At 40.2% G+C, this 20679-nt stretch carries 17 protein-coding genes; 16 read left to right on the plus strand and 1 reads right to left on the minus strand.

From position 1 onward, the window contains the following. The first annotated feature begins 174 nt into the window (after nt 1–174). The gene (gene glyA / locus CBE70_RS04475; protein ID WP_088495048.1) at nt 175–1428 is read left to right on the plus strand and encodes a serine hydroxymethyltransferase; all 1254 of its coding nucleotides are present in this window, start codon (nt 175–177) and stop codon (nt 1426–1428) included. Nucleotides 1429–1520: 92 nt separating this feature from the next. Continuing rightward, nucleotides 1521–2675 (plus strand): 3-phenylpropionate MFS transporter, encoded by a 1155-nt coding sequence (locus CBE70_RS04480; protein ID WP_100158395.1) that lies wholly within the window; start codon nt 1521–1523, stop codon nt 2673–2675. 83 nt (nt 2676–2758) lie between these two features. Here the strand turns inward: CBE70_RS04480 and suhB are convergent, their stop codons facing one another. Beyond that, nucleotides 2759–3562, minus strand: coding sequence for an inositol-1-monophosphatase (suhB, locus tag CBE70_RS04485; RefSeq protein WP_100158396.1), 804 nt, complete (start codon nt 3560–3562; stop codon nt 2759–2761). Between the two features lie 124 nt (nt 3563–3686). On the opposite strand from suhB, the gene trmJ reads away from it, so the two are divergent. The 14 genes from trmJ (at nt 3687) to ndk (ending at nt 20676) form a co-directional block, all read left to right on the plus strand. Further along, complete coding sequence (trmJ, locus tag CBE70_RS04490) at nt 3687–4415, plus strand: tRNA (cytosine(32)/uridine(32)-2'-O)-methyltransferase TrmJ (protein ID WP_100158397.1); 729 nt, start codon at nt 3687–3689, stop codon at nt 4413–4415. Nucleotides 4416–4546: 131 nt separating this feature from the next. Beyond that, nucleotides 4547–5041 carry a Fe-S cluster assembly transcriptional regulator IscR gene (gene iscR, locus CBE70_RS04495; RefSeq protein WP_006533450.1) on the plus strand — a complete coding sequence of 165 codons (495 nt, stop codon included), beginning with the start codon at nt 4547–4549 and terminating at the stop codon, nt 5039–5041. 68 nt (nt 5042–5109) lie between these two features. Then, nucleotides 5110–6324 carry an IscS subfamily cysteine desulfurase gene (locus tag CBE70_RS04500; RefSeq protein WP_100158398.1) on the plus strand — a complete coding sequence of 405 codons (1215 nt, stop codon included), beginning with the start codon at nt 5110–5112 and terminating at the stop codon, nt 6322–6324. Nucleotides 6325–6348: 24 nt separating this feature from the next. Continuing rightward, the gene (gene iscU / locus CBE70_RS04505; protein WP_023581622.1) at nt 6349–6735 is read left to right on the plus strand and encodes a Fe-S cluster assembly scaffold IscU; all 387 of its coding nucleotides are present in this window, start codon (nt 6349–6351) and stop codon (nt 6733–6735) included. A gap of 88 nt (nt 6736–6823) precedes the next feature. Next, nucleotides 6824–7147 carry an iron-sulfur cluster assembly protein IscA gene (gene iscA, locus CBE70_RS04510; protein WP_100158399.1) on the plus strand — a complete coding sequence of 108 codons (324 nt, stop codon included), beginning with the start codon at nt 6824–6826 and terminating at the stop codon, nt 7145–7147. 48 nt (nt 7148–7195) lie between these two features. Further along, nucleotides 7196–7717, plus strand: coding sequence for a co-chaperone HscB (gene hscB / locus CBE70_RS04515; protein WP_100158400.1), 522 nt, complete (start codon nt 7196–7198; stop codon nt 7715–7717). Between the two features lie 11 nt (nt 7718–7728). Next, on the plus strand, nt 7729–9579 hold the full coding sequence (gene hscA / locus CBE70_RS04520) for a Fe-S protein assembly chaperone HscA (RefSeq protein WP_100158401.1): 1851 nt from the start codon (nt 7729–7731) through the stop codon (nt 9577–9579). A gap of 2 nt (nt 9580–9581) precedes the next feature. Next, nucleotides 9582–9917 carry an ISC system 2Fe-2S type ferredoxin gene (fdx, locus tag CBE70_RS04525; protein ID WP_100158402.1) on the plus strand — a complete coding sequence of 112 codons (336 nt, stop codon included), beginning with the start codon at nt 9582–9584 and terminating at the stop codon, nt 9915–9917. Nucleotides 9918–9932: 15 nt separating this feature from the next. Continuing rightward, complete coding sequence (gene iscX / locus CBE70_RS04530; RefSeq protein ID WP_100158403.1) at nt 9933–10127, plus strand: Fe-S cluster assembly protein IscX; 195 nt, start codon at nt 9933–9935, stop codon at nt 10125–10127. Nucleotides 10128–10407: 280 nt separating this feature from the next. Beyond that, nucleotides 10408–11703, plus strand: coding sequence for an aminopeptidase PepB (gene pepB, locus CBE70_RS04535; RefSeq protein ID WP_100158404.1), 1296 nt, complete (start codon nt 10408–10410; stop codon nt 11701–11703). A gap of 27 nt (nt 11704–11730) precedes the next feature. Continuing rightward, complete coding sequence (locus CBE70_RS04540; protein WP_100158405.1) at nt 11731–12156, plus strand: enhanced serine sensitivity protein SseB C-terminal domain-containing protein; 426 nt, start codon at nt 11731–11733, stop codon at nt 12154–12156. A gap of 294 nt (nt 12157–12450) precedes the next feature. Beyond that, on the plus strand, nt 12451–17538 hold the full coding sequence (locus CBE70_RS04545) for an alpha-2-macroglobulin family protein (protein ID WP_456300071.1): 5088 nt from the start codon (nt 12451–12453) through the stop codon (nt 17536–17538). Nucleotides 17539–17586: 48 nt separating this feature from the next. Beyond that, on the plus strand, nt 17587–19908 hold the full coding sequence (gene pbpC / locus CBE70_RS04550) for a peptidoglycan glycosyltransferase PbpC (RefSeq protein WP_100158407.1): 2322 nt from the start codon (nt 17587–17589) through the stop codon (nt 19906–19908). A 342-nt stretch (nt 19909–20250) separates the two neighbouring features. Further along, nucleotides 20251–20676, plus strand: coding sequence for a nucleoside-diphosphate kinase (gene ndk / locus CBE70_RS04555; protein WP_023581630.1), 426 nt, complete (start codon nt 20251–20253; stop codon nt 20674–20676). Nucleotides 20677–20679: the final 3 nt, after the last annotated feature.

A 20679-nucleotide genomic window follows, 5' to 3' on the forward strand; every position in this document is an offset into this window, starting at 1 on the left:
ATAAAATGAGGTTGTTAAAAAGTAATAATGTGCTGTTATAGTTGGTTGGCAAACGATTGCGTATTTTTTTATTAGGGGCTATCTCAATGAAGAAAAAGAGTTTACACTGTATGCCATTCTTTCTCCCGCATGGGAGTTTGTCTTTAGTGAAGTTAGCTGAGTCAGGAGATGTGAATGTTAAAACGTGAAATGAATATTGCTGATTACGATCCAGAATTATGGAATGCAATGGAAGGTGAAGTGACTCGTCAAGAAGAGCACATCGAACTTATTGCTTCTGAAAACTATACCAGCCCTCGTGTTATGCAGGCGCAGGGATCTCAGCTGACAAATAAATATGCTGAAGGCTATCCGGGTAAACGTTACTACGGTGGTTGTGAGTATGTGGATGTTGTAGAGCAACTGGCTATCGATCGTGCAAAAGCATTATTTGGTGCAGATTACGCTAACGTACAGCCTCACTCAGGCTCTCAAGCGAATGCCGCTGTCTATATGGCATTATTAAAACCAGGTGATACTGTTTTAGGTATGAACCTAGCGCAAGGCGGTCACTTAACTCATGGTTCACCAGTTAACTTTTCTGGTAAACTGTATAACATCGTACCTTATGGTATTGATGAATCAGGTAAAATTGATTACGAAGATATCGCTATTCAGGCCAAAAAACATCAACCAAAAATGATCATCGGTGGATTCTCCGCTTATTCTGGTCTGGTTGATTGGGCTAAAATGCGTGAAATTGCAGACAGCATTGGTGCATTCTTATTTGTTGATATGGCACACGTAGCAGGTATGGTTGCAGCAGGTGTTTATCCTAACCCAGTTCCTCATGCTCATGTTGTTACAACAACCACCCACAAAACCTTAGCAGGCCCACGCGGTGGTCTTATTCTTGCTAAAGGTGGCGATGAAGAGTTTTATAAAAAGCTGAACTCTGCTGTATTCCCAGGCTCTCAAGGTGGCCCTTTAATGCATGTTATTGCAGGTAAAGCGGTTGCATTAAAAGAAGCTATGGAACCAGAATTTAAAGTTTATCAGCAACAAGTTGCTAAAAACTCGAAAGCAATGGTAGAAGTTTTCTTAGATCGCGGTTATAAAGTAGTGTCTGGCGGAACTGAAAACCACCTGTTTTTATTAGATTTAGTTGATAAAGATATTACAGGTAAAGATGCAGATGCAGCACTGGGTCGTGCAAATATCACTGTTAACAAAAACAGCGTACCAAATGATCCACGTAGCCCATTTGTAACTTCTGGTGTTCGTATCGGTTCTCCTGCGATTACGCGTCGTGGTTTTAAAGAGGCGGAAGCTCGTGAATTAGCCGGTTGGATGTGTGATGTCCTTGATAATATCAATGATGAAGCGAACATTGAGAAAGTGAAACAAAAAGTCTTGGATATCTGCGCTAAATTTCCAGTTTACGCATAAGTTTGTAACGATATAATAAAACCCGTTGTACAAGCCCGCTTCGAGAACTTGTTCTTGGCGGGTTTTTTTGCATCTTAAAAATGGGGGATTAGATGGTTATTCCATCAACATTGTGGCTTGCCTTAGATTATTTTACCTATTTCTTTTCATACGGCATCTTTTTACCTTTTTGGTCTATATGGCTAAAAGGAGAGGGTGTCGATCCGGCAATGATAGGTCTGTTATTAGGTGTAGGTTTAACCGCACGTTTTGTTGGTAGCCTAATTTTAACGCCTGCGGTAAAGGATCCGTCAAAACTTATCACTGCATTGAGATTATTTGCTTTTCTCTCATTACTTTTTACTGTTGCATTTATTATGGGTAGCCATTGGGCATGGTTATTCTTTGTGATGACAGGGTTTAACGTTTTCTTTTCACCTATGGTGCCTTTAGGGGATTCTCTAGCAGGAACGTGGCAAAAACAGTTTCCTTTTGATTATGGAAAAATCCGCGTTTGGGGTTCAATCGCTTTTATTATTAGTTCATCATTGCTGGGTGTTTTAATTGATGCTTTTGGGCATCCCATTATTCTTTATGGATTGATTGCCAGTACTTTTGCACTATTCCTAACATCTATGCTTCGCCCTAAAGTCATGCCACAGGGTAAAGTGAAAAAAGCAGAACACAGTAATGTATCCTTTATGAAACTCATTTCAGATGGGCCAGTTTGGCGTTTTCTGTTATGTGTCTCTTTACTGCAAGGTGCACACGCAGCTTATTATGGTTTTAGCGCACTTTATTGGGAAAAAGCAGGGTATGACACCGCAACAATCGGCTACCTTTGGTCATTAGGTGTGGTTTCAGAAGTGGTTGTTTTTATGCTGAGCCATCGTTTATTCCGTCGTTGGAGCGCAAGAAATCTACTCTTACTTTCTGCTTTTGCAGGGCTTTTACGTTGGGGGTTGATGGGGAGTTTTACCGCATTACCCGCGCTTATTGTTGTTCAAATCTTACATAGTGGTACGTTTACAGTGTGCCATTTAGCCGCTATGCGCTTTATTAGTGCACGTCAAGAGCATGAAATTATTCGCTTGCAAGCCGTTTATTCTGCTTTAGCAATGGGAGGAAGTATTGCGATTATGACGATAGTTTCAGGCTGGCTATATGAGAAACTGCCAAATCAAGAATCATTAATTTTCTGGTTAATGGCGGCGTTAACTATTCCTGCGATGTTTATAAGACCTCAAGTTAAACCTCAAAATAGTTAGTTTGTTCTGCATTAAAAAGTGCAATAAAAAAGACCATAATATTATGGTCTTTTTCTTTTATATTTTTATTCGTATCTACGGAATTAACGTTTTAATGCATCTGTTAATTCGCTACGAATTTCAGCGAGTAATGCTCTAACAACACGAGGGTTACCAGCAACAATATTACCTGTTTGTAGGTAGCCATGGTTACCTGTAAAGTCAGAAACAATAGCACCTGCTTCACGAGCGATTAATTCGCCACCTAAGAAATCCCAAGGTTTTAAACCAATTTCAAAGAAACCATCAACACGACCAGCGGCAACATAAGCTAAATCTAATGCTGCTGAACCAGTGCGGCGGAAATCAGCACAAGGTACAAACAGTTTGCCTAACATGTTCATGTAAGCGGCTGAATGTTGTTTGCTTTTGAATGGAAAACCGGTCGCAAGAACAGCACCGTCTAAATCGCGAGCGTTAGAGCCACGCAGACGATAACCATTTAATTGCGCGCCTTGACCACGAACAGCTGAGAATAATTCGTTACGCATAGGATCGTAAACAACAGCCACTTCAGTACGGCCTTTAATGCGTACAGCAATAGAAACAGAGAAGTGTGGAAAACGTTTAATGAAGTTAGTAGTGCCATCAAGTGGATCAATAACCCATTGTATGTCGTGATCTTCACCGAGTAACTCGCCACTTTCTTCCGTAATAATGGTGTGTTTTGGATAAGATTTACGGATGATTTCAATGATTGCTTGTTCTGCGTCACGGTCAACATTAGTGACAAAATCATTGGTACCTTTCTGATTAGTCTCTACAGATTCAGGATTTTCGTAATTTTTGGCGATTAAATTACCAGCCTTACGTGCGGCACGTATGGCAATATTCAGCATCGGATGCATGGTTATCTTCCACAAGATGTTAAAGAACGGGGATAAAAAACGTGCCAGAGTATAACAGGCATTCGTGTTTCTGGCTACAATTGTGATAAAATAGATGGATCACAAAGCAATTAACAAGAAATCAATGTTAGAAAATATTCGCATCATCCTTGTAGAAACCTCGCATACAGGCAATATGGGCTCTACAGCTCGAGCTATGAAAACCATGGGATTAACCAATCTTTATTTTGTTAATCCAAAAGAAAAACCAGATTCACATTCTATTGCCCTATCAGCAGGTGCAAGTGATGTTATTGGCAATGCACATATTGTTAATAGTATCGATGAAGCGATTGAAGGTTGTGGTTTAGTTATTGGGACAAGCGCACGTAGTCGCACACTTTCTTGGCCAATGCTGGCTCCTCGTGAGTGTGGCGAACGTTGTGTGAAAGAAGCGGCACATAAACCTGTGGCTGTTATTTTTGGGCGTGAGCGTACAGGTTTAACCAATGAAGAATTACAAAAATGTGATTTTCATCTGTATGTTCCGACTAATCCAGAATATGGTTCTTTAAATTTAGCGATGGCTGTTCAGCTTGTTAGTTATGAAATTCGTATGGCAGCACTTGCTCAAGAAGAAAAACAAGAGGAAAATAGCCCACCAGAGATTGATTATCCACCCGCAGATGATATAGAACGTTTTTACGTTCATTTAGAACAGGTGCTTAATGAATCTGGCTTTATTCGTCCTAAACATCCGGGACAAGTGATGAGCCGTTTACGCCGTCTATTTACGCGTGCGCGCCCAGAAACACAAGAGCTTCATATCTTACGTGGTATCCTGACATCAGTTGAGAAATGGGCTAAGAAATAGAGGGCAAAGTTGATTAACTTAAGTCAACTTTTGGCTGAGTATAATACTTGACTAAAACACTCGGATAAATAGTTGACTAAATTACTCGGGAATGACACAATTTGATTATTGTTCACCACGGAGTATTTGTTATGAGACTGACATCAAAAGGGCGTTACGCAGTTACTGCAATGCTTGATGTTGCATTGCATTCACAGCAAGGTCCTGTCCCCCTCGCCGATATTTCAGAGCGTCAAGGGATTTCCCTTTCTTATCTTGAGCAGCTTTTCTCACGTTTGCGCAAAAATGAATTAGTCGCAAGTGTTCGTGGTCCTGGTGGCGGCTATTTATTAGGTCGTGATGCAGGGCAAATTTTTGTTGCTCAAGTTATTTCTGCGGTTGATGAATCTGTCGATGCTACCCGTTGTCAGGGTAACAAAGAAGGTTGTCAAGGTGGCGATCGTTGCCTGACTCATACTTTGTGGCGTGATTTAAGTGATCGTATAACCAGTTTCCTAAGCAGTATCAGCCTTGAAGAGTTAGTAAATAACGAAGAGGTTATGGATGTCGCCGATCGTCAAGACAATGAAAAACGCCATGCTATCAATGGTCGTTTACAAGAAACCATTGTCAATATGCGAGTTTAACGGCGATCTCTAGGTAGGCAAAAACAAAATTATTAAAGAAGATCCGTCGTCTTTGGAGTTAGTGAGCAATGAAATTACCCATTTATCTAGATTATTCAGCAACCACTCCTGTTGATCCACGAGTTGCTGAAAAAATGATGCAATGCCTGACTATTGATGGCATTTTTGGTAACCCAGCCTCTCGTTCACACCGTTTTGGTTGGCAAGCAGAAGAAGCTATTGATATTGCACGTAATCAGATTGCTGATTTAATCGGTGCAGATCCTCGTGAAATTGTATTCACATCAGGCGCAACTGAAGCTGATAACCTCGCACTAAAAGGTGTTGCTAACTTTTACCAGAAAAAAGGTAAGCACATCATCACTTCAAAAACCGAACATAAAGCCATTTTAGACACTTGTCGTCAACTTGAGCGTGAAGGTTTTGAAGTTACTTATTTAGCACCAAAAAGTGATGGTCTGATTGACCTGAAAGAGCTTGAAGAAGCGATGCGTGAAGATACTATTTTAGTTTCTATCATGCATGTAAATAACGAAATTGGTGTTGTTCAAGATATTGCTGCTATCGGTGAATTATGCCGTAGCAAAGGTATTGTTTACCACGTAGATGCAACACAAAGCGTGGGTAAATTACCGATTGATCTCTCTAAGTTAAAAGTTGATTTACTTTCTCTTTCTGCGCATAAAGTTTACGGCCCTATGGGTATTGGTGCGCTTTATGTTCGTCGTAAACCACGCATTCGTTTAGAAGCACAAATGCATGGTGGCGGACACGAGCGTGGTATGCGTTCAGGTACATTAGCCGTTCACCAAATAGTAGGTATGGGCGAAGCTTACCGTATTTTGAAAGAAGAAATGGCTGATGAAACTAAACGCTTAAACGAATTACGTTTACGTTTATGGAATGGCATTAAAGATATCGAAGAAGTTTATATCAACGGTTCTTTAGAACATACTGCGCCAAATATTCTTAATGTGAGCTTTAACTATGTTGAAGGCGAATCATTAATGATGGCACTGAAAGATCTTGCTGTATCTTCAGGCTCTGCCTGTACTTCAGCAAGTTTAGAACCTTCTTATGTACTGCGTGCTTTAGGTTTAACTGATGAACTTGCACACAGTTCTATTCGCTTCTCGCTGGGTCGTTTTACCACAGAAGAAGAGATAGATTATGCAATTGAACAAATCCACAGTGCAATTGGTCGCTTACGTGATCTTTCTCCACTTTGGGATATGCATAAACAAGGTGTTGATATCAACAGTATCGAATGGTCTCACCATTAATCAGACGTTTTCAGGAGTTAAATCATGGCTTATAGCGATAAAGTAATTGATCATTATGAAAACCCTCGTAATGTGGGATCATTTGATAATAATGACCCTACAGTAGGGAGTGGTATGGTTGGCGCACCAGCTTGTGGTGACGTTATGAAACTGCAAATCAAAGTTGATGATAATGGCGTAATTGAAGATGCGCGTTTTAAAACTTATGGTTGTGGTTCAGCGATTGCATCAAGTTCACTGGTAACAGAATGGATGAAAGGCAAAACATTAGATGAAGCCGAATCTATTAAGAACACAGCAATTGCAGAAGAATTAGAATTACCACCAGTGAAAATTCACTGCTCAATTCTTGCAGAAGATGCAATAAAAGCAGCGATTGCAGACTATAAAAGCAAACGCCAAGGCAAGTAATTGTCTTTTATAATAAAAAAATAAAATATTGGCGGATGCTGAAACTTTTTTCAGTATCCGCTTTCGTTCTTTATGAGTGAGGTGTGCCATGTCAATTTCCCTTACAGAATCCGCCGCTAATCGTGTTCGCTCTTTCCTCTCTAACCGCGGAAAAGGTGAAGGTTTACGTCTAGGCGTAAGAACATCAGGTTGTTCTGGAATGGCTTATATTCTTGAGTTTGCTGATGTTATCAATGACGAAGATACTGTTTTTGAAGACAAAGGTGTGAAAGTTATCGTTGATGGTAAAAGCATGGTCTATTTAGATGGAACAGAGCTTGATTTCGTCAAAGAAGGATTAAACGAAGGCTTCAAATTTAACAACCCCAATGTATCGAATGAATGTGGTTGTGGTGAGAGCTTCACTGTGTGATTTGTGTTAAAACACAGTATTAACGTTAATTAATCCAAGAGTAGATGTATGGACTATTTCACACTATTAGGCATGCCTAATCGCTTTGATATTGATAAACAACAACTTGCTACACGTTATCAAGATATGCAGCGTCAATATCATCCAGATCGTTTTGCAGGTCAGTCTGAAAAAGAACAGGCTCAAGCAATCTCACTTGCTTCAACCATCAATCAGGCTTATCAGACCTTAAAAAATCCACTCTCAAGAGCTGAATACATGCTCTCATTGCACGGTATCGATATTGCTAATGAGCAACAAACGATGCACGATACTGCTTTTTTAATGGAGCAACTCACATTACGTGAAGAGCTGGATAACATCGAACACAGTGCTGAAGCCGAAAGTTTGTTAGCTGATTTTTCTGCACGTTTAGAAAAAATGTACACAGTACGCCATGATGAAATGGTCAAAACGCTAGATAATCAAACTTGGGATATTGCTGCAGATAATGTGAGAAAATTGCGTTTTCTCGCAAAATTAAAAGAGCAAGTAGAGCAACTCGAAGAACGTCTGTTTGATGGTTTTTAAGGGAAACTGTTATGTCATTATTACAAATTAGTGAGCCGGGTCAAACACCTGCGCCGCATCAACGCCGACTTGCAGCAGGTATTGATTTAGGAACGACACACTCATTAGTTGCCACTGTACGTAGTGGGCAAGCCGAAGCGCTTTCTGACAGCGAAGGTCGCTATTTATTGCCATCTGTTGTGCAGTATCAAGTTGATGATATCAATGTTGGTTGGAATGCTAAAAAAGAAGCAGAAAAAGATCCTGCTAACACGATAAGCTCAATAAAAAGAATGGTGGGTCGCTCACTGAGTGATGTGATAAGCCGTTATCCTAATTTACCTTACCATTTTCATGAAAATGACAATGGTTTACCGTTGATCAAAACGGCTGCAGGTATTGTTGATCCTATTCAAGTCTCTTCTGACATCTTAAAAACATTGGCTGAACGTGCAACCCAATCATTAGGTGGAGAACTTGATGGTGTTGTTGTTACCGTACCAGCTTATTTTGACGATGCTCAACGTCAAGGCACAAAAGAAGCGGCTCGCCGTGCTGGTTTGCATGTTTTACGTTTATTAAACGAACCAACTGCGGCAGCTATTGCTTACGGCCTAGATTCAGGAAAAGAAGGCACCATTGTTGTTTATGACTTAGGTGGTGGCACTTTTGATATCTCTGTTCTGCGTTTAACTAAAGGCGTTTTTGAAGTCTTAGCAACTGGCGGTGATACCGCGTTAGGTGGCGATGATTTTGATATGATGCTGGCAGACTGGATAAGAGAACGTGCTGGTTTTGGGCATCAAAAAGATGCTGTATTACAACGTCAATTACTCGATGTTGCATCAGAAACCAAAATTGCATTGAGTGATAACGACGTTGTGGATATCAGCATTAATGGATGGAAAGGTGAGATCACGCGTGCTGAGTTTGAATCATTAATTCAATCATTAGTGAAGCGTACACTATTATCTGTTCGCCGTGCATTAAAAGACGCGGATGTTGAAATAGATGAAGTTTTAGAAGTGGTTATGGTTGGCGGTTCAACACGAGTACCATTAGTTCGTCAAATGGTTGGTGATTATTTTAAACGTGAACCTTTAACCTCTATCGATCCAGATAAAGTGGTTGCCATTGGTGCTTCAATCCAAGCTGATATTTTGGTGGGTAATAAACCGGATAGCGAAATGCTATTGCTAGATGTTATTCCACTTTCTCTTGGCCTTGAAACAATGGGAGGATTAGTTGAAAAAGTGATCCCACGCAATACCACTATTCCTGTTGCCAGAGCGCAAGAATTTACCACATTCAAAGATGGTCAAACGGCAATGAGTGTTCACGTTGTTCAAGGTGAACGTGAAATGGTCAGTGATTGTCGTTCTTTAGCACGTTTCACATTACGTGGAATTCCACCAATGGCTGCGGGTGGCGCACATATTCGTGTCACATTCCAAGTGGATGCTGATGGCTTACTCAGTGTTAGTGCGATGGAAAAATCAACGGGTGTTGAAGCCTCTGTACAAGTTAAGCCTTCTTATGGTCTTAGTGATACTGAAATCGCTAAGATGATCCAATCTTCGATGGAAAATGCCCAAGAAGATTTACAAGCTCGTCGTTTAGCCGAGCAAAAAGTCGAAGCAGCTCGGGTGTTAGAAAGTTTAACTGCAGCATTAGAAGAAGATGCTCATCTGTTAAATGAAGATGAGAAAATGGCTATCGACAAAGTTGTAGATACCTTAATAGAGAGCGTTGAAGGAACAGATCCTGTTGCTATTGAAAACGCGATTAAACTACTGGATAAGCAAACTCAGGATTTTGCAGCGCGTCGTATGGATTCATCTATTCGACAAGCGTTGGCAGGTCATTCTGTGGATGAGATATAACTATGCCTAAAATTGTATTTTTACCCCATAACACACTGTGCCCTGAAGGTGCTGTTGTTGACGCAACAGAAGGTGAGTCTATTCTAGATGTTGCATTACGCAACGGCATTGAGATTGAACATGCTTGTGAAATGTCTTGTGCATGTACAACTTGTCACTGTGTAGTGCGTGAAGGTTTTGATTCACTAGAAGAGAGCTCTGAGCTTGAAGACGACATGTTAGATAAAGCATGGGGTTTAGAGCCAGAAAGCCGCTTAAGCTGTCAAGCAAAAGTGACTGACGAAGATTTAGTTGTTGAGATCCCTAAATATTCGATTAATCACGCAAGAGAGCATTAATTTTAGGAGCCGAGCATGAAATGGAGTGACACGCGTGAAATAGGGGAAGCGTTATTTGATCTTTACCCTGGCACTGATCCTAAAACGGTACGCTTTACTGATATGCATCAGTGGATTTGTGATTTAGAAGATTTTGATGATGATCCACAGAAATCCAATGAAAAAATTCTTGAGGCTATTTTACTTGTTTGGCTTGATGAATTTGAATAATTGATGACATTGTAAATTTAAAAGACTGGCTTATTGCTGGTCTTTTTGCATTATGACCTTTCACTCTTTACTTTATCAGCGATTTTAAAATAACCATAAATAGGGAAGTATGGATATTTTATTGTGCGATCTTCTTCGAGGAATATCATGTAAATACGTAAGATCACTGGATGATAATGGTGATCTCTTTGTTTTTGCAGTAAATTGATCACGCTAAACGGTAAATATCTGGTAGTCTGAATAGGTTAACTGCCACCAGTAATAATAAGTGAGACAATAAATGAATAAACAAATTATGCCTATCATGCTGTCAAATGAACCTGCTGCTGCATGTTGGGGTGAAAAAGCACTAATTAGCACTAGCGAAGCCGGCATGACAATCCACTTAACGGAAGAAAACCGTTTAGGCGCTATTCAGCGTGGTGGACGTAAAGTTGATGGTCAAGGTATTCGTAATGTTGCACTTGTTGGCGAAGGCTGGGATTTAGAACGTAGCTGGGCTTTCTGGTTAGGTTTTAGAGCACCTAAAGGCGCTCGTTCAATCGAATGGCCACAATTAAAGGATGCAGATAAACACGAACTAGAATCACGTATTCGCATCGTTGATTGGGTTAGAGATACCATCAATACACCAGCTGAAGAATTAGGGCCTGAACAACTGGCACAACGCACAGTTGATCTGTTCTGTGGTCTTGATAAAGAAGATATTAGCTATAAGATCACCAAAGGTGTTGATCTGCGCGATCAAAACTATGCGGGTATCTATACAGTAGGACGAGGCTCTTCTCGTGATCCTGTCTATTTAGCATTAGATTTCAACCCAACAAAAGATAGCAATGCCCCTGTGTTTGCTTGTTTAGTCGGCAAAGGTATTACTTTTGACTCTGGTGGTTATAGCATTAAACCTTCATCATCCATGAATTCAATGAAAGCCGATATGGGTGGTGCAGCAACGTTAGCAGGTGCTTTAGCATTAGCGGTTACTCGTGGTTTAAATAAACGCGTAAAACTACTGCTCTGTATCGCAGATAACATGGTCAGCGGTAATGCTTTTAAATTAGGTGATATTATTCGTTACCGTAATGGCAAATCAGTTGAAATCATGAATACAGATGCTGAAGGCCGTTTAGTTTTAGCTGATGGTTTAATTGATGCAAGTAATATTGCACCAGAGCTGATTATCGATGCAGCAACATTAACTGGCGCAGCTAAAGTTGCAGTAGGTAATGACTACCACTCTGTATTGAGCTTTGATGATAAATTAGCTACAGAGCTACTGACTAGCGCTGAACAAGAAAATGAATTGTTCTGGCGTCTACCATTAGCGGATTTCCATCGTAGTCAATTACCTTCTAGCTTCGCTGATTTAAATAATATCGCGGCACCTTCGCATACTGCGGGCGCAAGTACTGCGGCTGCATTCTTATCGCATTTTGTCACCGACTACAAAAAAGGTTGGGTGCATATCGACTGTTCAGCAACGTACAGAAAATCTTCTGTAGAACAATGGGCGGCAGGTGCTACGGGTTATGGCGTGCGTTCTATCGCGAATCTGTTATTAGCAAAAGCAAAATAATAAACGTTATTTGATTTGGAGTTTGTAATGGGTGTATCTGAACAATTTGAGACACAAGAAATTGTTTCTGTTGAAGGTTCTTCTTTAAAGTTAAGCGTTCTAGAGCCGCAACCTGAAAAATTAACAACCGCACTTAGCGAGTTTTTTGGTGAACATAAACCAATCCGCCGTGCCTTTATTGTTAATGCTCAGGAGCAAGATAATGAAGAGTCATTTTATCTTATTGGTTTAGAAATAACGGGTGAAGAAGATGTCATTGCGCAGATACTCCCTCAAGCAGCTGAATCGGCTTTTGAATATTTAGAAGAAGGGCAATCTCTTGATTTTTGCTTTGTGAATAAAGATGAAAAAGGCGTGAGTCATTTTATGATCCACCATGTATCACCTTTTTATCAACGCAAACTTGGGGGATTCTTAAGAAAAGGGATCCCGATAGTTAATTTGGATAGCTAATTCAGCCCTCTAAATTTAGGCGATATCTCATCAGATATCGCTTTTTTTTATCTTATAATAGAAAATTGACTAAATTAGCAAATCGTTTGCCTTTTTATATAACGCTTTGTTTTAGATGGGCTTTGTTTTTAAAGTAAAAATAAGGCGACTTTGTGTTGTATTTTATTTCGTCTTACGCGGTAAAAAATAGCTTATCGAGTTATTTTTTACCTTATTAGAATGAAGAAATACATATATTATCTCTGCCTGTATAAAACATCGCATTATTCAGGGGTTGAATTAAAGGAAATGGATATGAACCAAAACCAATTTAGACAATATACAGAAAAGAGAGGCTATCGTTGGAGCTCTCTTGCTGTTGTATTGGCATCAGCATTGGCTCTTACAGGCTGTGATGATAAAGCGGATGAAAACACATCATCTGCTGACAAGACGCAAAATACACAAGTGACAGAGCAAAAAGATACCGCTCAAGGCACATCAGGTGCAGCAACTCAAACAAGTGAAAAGCCAGCAGTTACAACAAAAACGAATAACGAAACTGCATTAAAAAGCAAAGAAGTCCGTGATGAGTTGGCTATGCGTTTTGCCGGAAAAGAAGTCACCGTATTAGATGCATCAGAATTACAGCGTGATGGTGCGAGCACAATGGTTGTGACTTTCTCTGTGCCACTTGATCCTGACCAAAAATTTGATGATGTTATTCATCTTGTTGATACCAAAAAAGGGAAATTAGAAGGTGCGTGGGAGTTATCGGATAACTTAATGGAACTGCGTTTCCGTCATTTACCCCCATCAACTGAACTTAATTTAACCATTGATGAAAAAATAAAAGGTATTAATGAACGTACATTAACGACACCTTTTAGCCAGAAATTAACGACAGAAGAAATTTTCCCATCTGTTGGCTTTACCAGTAAAGGATCGTTACTGCCACTTGAAGCGGCTGAAGGTCTACCCATTATTGCGTTAAATGTGGGGCAAGTTGACGTAAACTTTTTCCGCGTTAAAGATGAGCAATTAGCTCAATTTTTAACGCAATGGGAAAGCCGTTCCAATATTAACTATTGGGAATCAGATGAGTTTTTATCTCAAGCTGATCTGGTCTATACCGGTCGCTTTGAATTAAACACAGAAAAAAATACCCGTGAAAACGTATTGTTACCGCTAAAATCAATAGATGCCCTGAAAAAAGAGGGTGCCTACATTGCGGTTATGCAACAGGCGGGTAAATACTCTTATACAGTGCCTGCAACGGTATTTACATTTAGTGATATCGGACTGTCGATGCACAGCTATCTTGATACGTTAGATATCTTTGCCCAATCACTGAAAAATGGTTCTGCATTAGATAAAGTAGAAATTCGCCTATTAGATGAAAAAGGTGGACTGATTTCTAAAGCGCAGACAGATAGCCAAGGGCATGCGACACTTGAGAAAAGTGATAAAGCACGTTTATTAATGGCTATTCGTGATGGGCAAACCAGTATGATTGATTTGCGTAAACCTGCGCTTGATCTTTCAGAATTTGATATTGGTGGTCCGCAAGGTTATAGCAAACAATTTTTTGCTTTTGGTCCGCGTGATCTCTATCGTCCCGGTGAAACATTGATCGTTAACGCATTGCTACGTGACGGTGATGGTAATCCTATTAAAGAGCAACCAGTTAAAGTCGATCTGCTTAAAACAGACGGGCAAGTGTCTCGTAGTTTTGTTTGGCAACCTGAAAATGGGCTTTACCAATTAAAATTAGTTATTCCTGCGGATGAAAATACTGGTACACGTACCTTACGTTTTGATGTAGGCGATGGTACTCCTCGTTTCTATGAGTTTCAGGTCGAAGATTTTATGCCAGAACGTATGGCATTAGAAATCACCGGTAAGAAAGGCATTTTATTAAGTGGTAATGACGCTTATTTTGACATTAAGGGGCGCTATCTTTATGGCGCACCAGCTGCTGATAATCGCTTACAAGGGCAAGTTTTCTTAAAAGCCTCTCGTGAAGCTGTCAGTAAATTACCTGGATATGAATTTGGTGCTGTAAAAGATGAAAACTTCAGCCGTCTACTGGATGAGTTTGAACTTAATTTAGACTCTGATGGTGAAGGTGAGTTAAGTGTTGATAGTGAACGCTACGCTGAGTTGAAATCACCTATCAATATCATTTTACAAGCAAGCTTACTTGAAGCGGGTGGACGCCCTGTTACTCGTCGTTATCAACAAGCAGTTTGGCCAGCTACTCATCTTGCTGGTATTCGTCCTGTATTCCCTAAAAAAGAAGTCTACGATTACCGTACAGACAAGTATAAATCAGGTTATAGCGTTGATGAAAACTCAATGGCTGAATTTGAAATTGTTTATACAGACCAAGACGGTAAAAAACTACCTGCTAATGATCTGAAAGTGAAGTTTATCTATGAACGCCACGATTATTACTGGCGTTGGTCTAGTTCGAATGGTTGGGAATCTGGCTATAACGAAAAAGATCTGCAAATGGATGAGCAAACAATCAAGATTGCGGAAGATGGCACTGCAAAAGTGGCATTCCCTGTTGAGTGGGGTTCTTATCGTATTGAAGTTGTCGATCCTAAAACAGAATTAGTCAGTAGCCTACGTTTCTGGGCGGGTTATTCTTGGATGGATAATACTGGTGGAACAGGCGCGGTAAGACCAGACCAAGTTAAATTGAAACTGGATAAAGATGGTTATTTACCGGGCGAAAAAGTCAAATTAAACATTGTTGCGCCTCATCCGGGTAAAGGTTATGTATTACTGGAATCAAGTAATGGGCCTTTATGGTGGCAGGAAATTGATGTACCAGAAAAAGGGCTTGATGTTGAAGTGCCTATTAATAAAGAGTGGGCAAGACATGATCTCTATCTGACTTCTGTTGTTGTAAGACCGGGAGATACTTCAAAACAAGCGACAGTAAAACGTGCTGTGGGTATTTTACATTTACCATTACAGGATAAAAACCGTCGGATTGATATTTCACTTGATGCACCTGAAAAAATTCGCCCTAACCAAGATTTAAAAATTCGTATTAAAGCGAATCCAGTTGCTGGTCAGCCATTACCTGAAAATATTAATGTATTGGTTTCTGCGGTTGATACTGGTGTATTGAATATCACAGAGTATAAAACCCCTGATCCTTACGATGCTTTCTTTGGTCGTAAACGTTACAGCATCGACCAATATGATGTTTACGGACAATTAATTGAGGGGCAAGGCCGTTTAGCTAACTTGCGCTTTGGTGGTGATGGTGGTGAGGCAGCCGCATTATCTCGTGGTGGTAAAAAGCCATTAACTGATGTGCAAATCATTGCTCAACAAACGGCTCCTGTAAAATTAAATGCGCAAGGTGAGGGTGAAGTTTCTTTACCTATTCCTGAGTTTAATGGTGAAGTTCGTTTAATGGCGCAAGCTTGGACTGCGGATAAATTTGGTAGCCAAGAAGGTAAAGTTGTTATTGCTGCACCTTTAGTTACTCAGCTTTCATTACCTCGCTTTATGGCTGGTGGTGATAATGCACTTTTATCGTTAGATTTAACTAATCTGACCGATGATGCGCAATCTATTACCTTAAATTATACCGCTTCAGGTTTGGTGGGATTAGGTGGCGCTGAAAGCAAAACTGTCTCGCTAACAAAAGGCGAACGCACTCAAATTCAAATTCCAGTAAAAGCGAAACATGGTTTTGGTCAAGGTGAATTCTCACTGTCTATTTATGGTATTAAAGTACCGGGTGAAGAGATTAAACCTTACCACAATACATGGAATATTGGTGTTCGCCCTGCATTCCCAGCAGAAACTATTCATTATGCAAGTACATTGCAAGATGGTGACACTTGGCGCTTACCATCAGAAATTTTAAGTCGCTTTAATAGCTCAACGCTTGAAGGTGAGTTATTACTGACAAGCCGTCCTCCGTTACAAGTGGCGCGTTATGTTAGAGAGCTATTTGCTTATCCTTATGGTTGCTTAGAACAAACAGTTAGTGGACTTTATCCTTCACTGTATTCAACTGAAAAAGAGTTGAAACAGTTGGGAATTAAAACGCAAACTGATGCTGATAGAAAAGCAGCTATTGATAAAGGTATTGCTCATCTGCTGACGATGCAAAAATCAGAAGGCGGATTCTCTTTATGGGATCAGGGTGGACGTGAAGAATATTGGTTAACCGCTTATGCAACTGACTTCTTATTCCGTGCGTCACAACAAGGCTATTCAGTTCCAGCTGATTCATTAAAACGTGCGAATGATCGTTTATTACGTTATTTACAAGATAAAAGCTTAGTTAACTATGAATATGCGGTTAATCAAGATGCAGCACGTTTCTCAGCAAGGGCTTATGCTGCGTTAGTATTAGCTAATCAGCAAAAAGCACCTTTAGGTGAATTACGTCGTCTCTATCTTGAGCGTAATCAAGCAGGAAGTGGCTTAGCTTTAGTTCAGTTAGGTATCGCATTAAAACTGATGGGTGATAGCAGCCGCGCTGAAAGCTTAATTGCTGAAGGTGTGACAACAACGCGTAAATATAATTATGGATTGGGTGACTACGGCAGCACCATTCGTGACCAAGCATTAATTATTGCATTGTTAAGTGAAAATAACCTTGAAACACAATCTCGTGATGCAAGTGTTATGACACTATCTGATAACTTAACAAGCCGTGAATGGTTCTCAACCCAAGAAAGTAACTCGTTATACCTTGCTGGGCGCTTCTTTATTAATATGGCAGAACAGCCTTGGGAAGTTGCTGTTAATCGTCAAGTTCCTGCAATCAGTAGCGATCGTGCAGTCAATGAGACATTAACATCAGCACAATTACAAGAAGGCTTGGAGCTGAATAATCGTGGTGGTGCCGCGATTTATTCTCGTATGAATATCGTGGGATATCCGAAAGTCGCTCCTGCTCCTTATAGTAATATATTAAATATCCATCGTAGTTATTATGATTTGAAAGGAAACCGCGTTCATCCTAATCGCCTACAAAGTGGTGAAATGCTGGTGGTTAAACTGGAAATTTCTGCTGATAGAGACGTACCTGATGCATTAGTTGTTGATTTATTACCAGCGGGTCTTGAAATCGAAAACCAAAACTTAGCATCAAGTAGTGCAAGCTTAAGTGACAGTGCCGCAGACTTGCAGGAATTTATCGACGATATGGGACAAGCGAATATCAAACATCTTGAGTATCGAGATGATCGCTTTGTTGCCGCTATCTCAGTTGATAAATATCGCCCAACGACATTGCTCTATTTAGCAAGAGCTGTAACACCGGGTAATTATCAAGTACCACCACCACAAGTTGAATCTATGTATGTGCCTTATTGGCGTGCAATAGGATCAACAGAAACCAAGATTGATGTTGTTCCTTAAATCTTGTAGCCCTTTCTTCGGAAAGGGCTTTTTCCTTTGAGTGATTGAATGAAACTAGGATATAAACGGCTTATTGCTGTTATCATTATTTTTTTGCTAGCAACGCCGATTTTAGTCTGGATCGCAGATAAAATTTGGCCTCTCCCTGATCCTGAACCTCAAATTGCGACTATTGTTACAGCGCAAGATGGTACACCTCTTTGGCGCTTTGCTGATAAAGAAGGGGTATGGCGTTATCATGTTGAACTCTCTGATGTTTCTCCTGAATATTTAGAAGCTCTAATTGCTTATGAAGATCGCTGGTTTTATCAACATCCCGGTGTTAACCCGATGGCGATATTACGTGCAGCATGGCAAAATTTAAGCTCAGGAAGAATAGTGTCAGGCGGAAGTACGTTATCAATGCAAGTGGCTCGTCTTATTGATCCACACTCCCGTACTTTAGGGGGGAAAATCAAACAACTTTGGCGCACTTTACAATTAGAGTGGTATTACTCAAAAGATGAAATTCTGGAGATCTACCTCAATAGAGCTCCTTTTGGCGGTACTTTAGAAGGGATTGGTGCAGCAAGTTGGGCTTATTTAGGCAAATCTCCCGCTGATTTATCTGCGGGTGAGGCGACATTAATGGCGGTATTGCCACAAGCACCAAGCCGTTTACGACCAGATAGATACCCTGAACGCGCTCAAGTTGCCAGAGATAAAGTATTAGATAGGCTGGCAGAGTATCTAATATGGCCACAAGAAAAAGTTGATGAAATCAAAGAAGAGCAGGTTTTATTAGCACCAAGGCAAACACCGCAATTAGCACCATTGCTAGCTCGTCGTATGTATAATGAAAAGCGAGAGCCTGTTATTACTACAACCATTGATATTAATATTCAACGACAACTCGAAGATATTGCGAATCAATGGAAGTATCAATTAGCGGATAAAACATCCTTAGCCATCCTAGTTGTTGATCATACGGATATGAGTGTGAAAGGGTATGTCGGTTCTGCTGATTTTAATGACAATTCTCGCTTTGGTCATGTTGATATGATTAGTGCATGGCGCTCGCCGGGCTCAACATTAAAGCCATTTATTTATGCACTCGCATTAGATGAAGGGCTTATTCATGCAGAATCACTCTTACAAGATGTTCCTCGTCAATTTGATAATTATCGTCCTGGTAATTTTGATTCTGGTTTTAATGGTGCGGTCAGTGCCAGTGAAGCACTAAGTCGCTCTTTAAATTTGCCAGCAGTACAACTTATCGAAGTGTATGGTGCAAAGAAATTCGCAGCAAAATTGCGTCATAACCATCTTGAAATGCGCTTTCCTTATGGCTCAGAGCCAAATTTAGCGCTGATCTTAGGAGGAACAGCAACACGAATGGATGAGCTTGTTTCCGCCTTTAGTGCATTAGCGAGGCAAGGAAAAACAGCACCGTTACGTTTTAAACCGGAACAAATAATAGAAAACCGAGTGTTGATGTCACAAGGAGCGGCATGGATTGTTAGGCGCATATTAGCTGGAGAAGCCAGACCTCGCCCTGATAGTGCAATTTCACCCATTGTTCCTTTGGCTTGGAAAACAGGGACAAGTTATGGCTATCGGGATGCATGGTCTATCGGTGTGAATGCACGCTATACCATTGGTGTTTGGGTAGGCAGACCTGATGGAACTCCTGTAGCTGGGCAATTTGGTTTTGCGACGGCTGTCCCTATCATGAATCAGGTCAATAACTTATTAACAGGCTATTTCTATCAAAATAAACAAAGACCACCAACGGATTTACGTCCTAATAGTGTAACAGCTGCAACAATCTGTTGGCCGACAGGTAAGGCATTACCTAAAGAAGATAGTAACTGTAGAGTCAGTCGTCGAAGCTGGATCTTAGATAACACCATTCCGCCAACTTTATTGAATGATAGCCAAGAAGGTATTTTGGGGATCAACGAAAAAATTTGGTTAGATAATGAAGGTAAACGCACGGGGCCTAATTGTCCTAACGCAGAGTTAAAAGATATTGCTTTATGGCCGATAGCATTAGAAGCATGGTTGCCTGAAAAAGAGCGCAGAGCAAAACGACTGCCACCAATTTCTGAAACTTGCCCACCAATTAAAGAAGATATTATTCCCTTATTTATCTCGGGTATTCGTGCGGGGGATTTATTAAGGCCATTACCTGGTGAAACTAATCTCGAAATAACAGTTTCCACACAAGGTGGCAGTGGGATGCAATGGTGGTTTTTAAATGGTGAGCAAATAGGTAAAACAGAAAATGGGGAAATGTTCTCTTATTTATTAGAGAAACGAGGTAAATACCAACTTTCAGTGCTTGATCTAAGTGGTCAAACGGATATGGTTAATTTTATATTTCGTTAAACTAAAAAGATGAAATAAACGAGAACTGAGAGTTTTTTCACTAAAATAGGCTTTTTAATAAAATAAAGAGACTATTTATCAAGTGTCATTTCGGTTCTTTTTTATTCTTATTTTCAAGTTTGAACATGGAATACGTCAAAAATGTGATTAGATCGATAATTTATAACTTTTTTGCCACAGTTTTTTAAAAAAAAGGATATTCAATCTGTGCAATTCATTTTTATCCTCCTATAATCGAGCCCTATTTTTTGCAGGGAATGCGGTTTTTGATTCGTTTTTCCATGATCTGCGATAAAAGAGATAACAAAAGTTATCATTAATAAAATAATTTAGAGGTAAGACATGGCTATTCAGCGCACATTTTCTATTATCAAACCAAACGCAGTGAAAAAAAATGTTATCGGTGCTATTTATCACCGTTTTGAAAGTGCTGGTTTTAGCATCATTGGCGCTAAAATGTTGCATTTAACGCGCGAACAAGCTGAAGGGTTTTATGAAGAACACAAAGGCCGTCCTTTCTTTGACGGTTTAGTTGAATTTATGACTTCTGGCCCAATCATGGTTCAAGTGTTAGAAGGTGAAAATGCGATTCAACGTCATCGTGATCTGATGGGCGCAACTAACCCAGACAACGCATTAGCGGGTACATTACGCGCTGACTACGCTGATAGCTTTACTGAAAATGCGGTACACGGTTCAGATTCAGAAGCTTCTGCTGCGCGTGAAATTGCATACTTCTTCACTGAAAACGAAGTTTGCGCGCGCTAATTT

It is taken from the genome of Proteus columbae (assembly GCF_002777965.1).
Lineage (GTDB): Bacteria > Pseudomonadota > Gammaproteobacteria > Enterobacterales > Enterobacteriaceae > Proteus > Proteus columbae.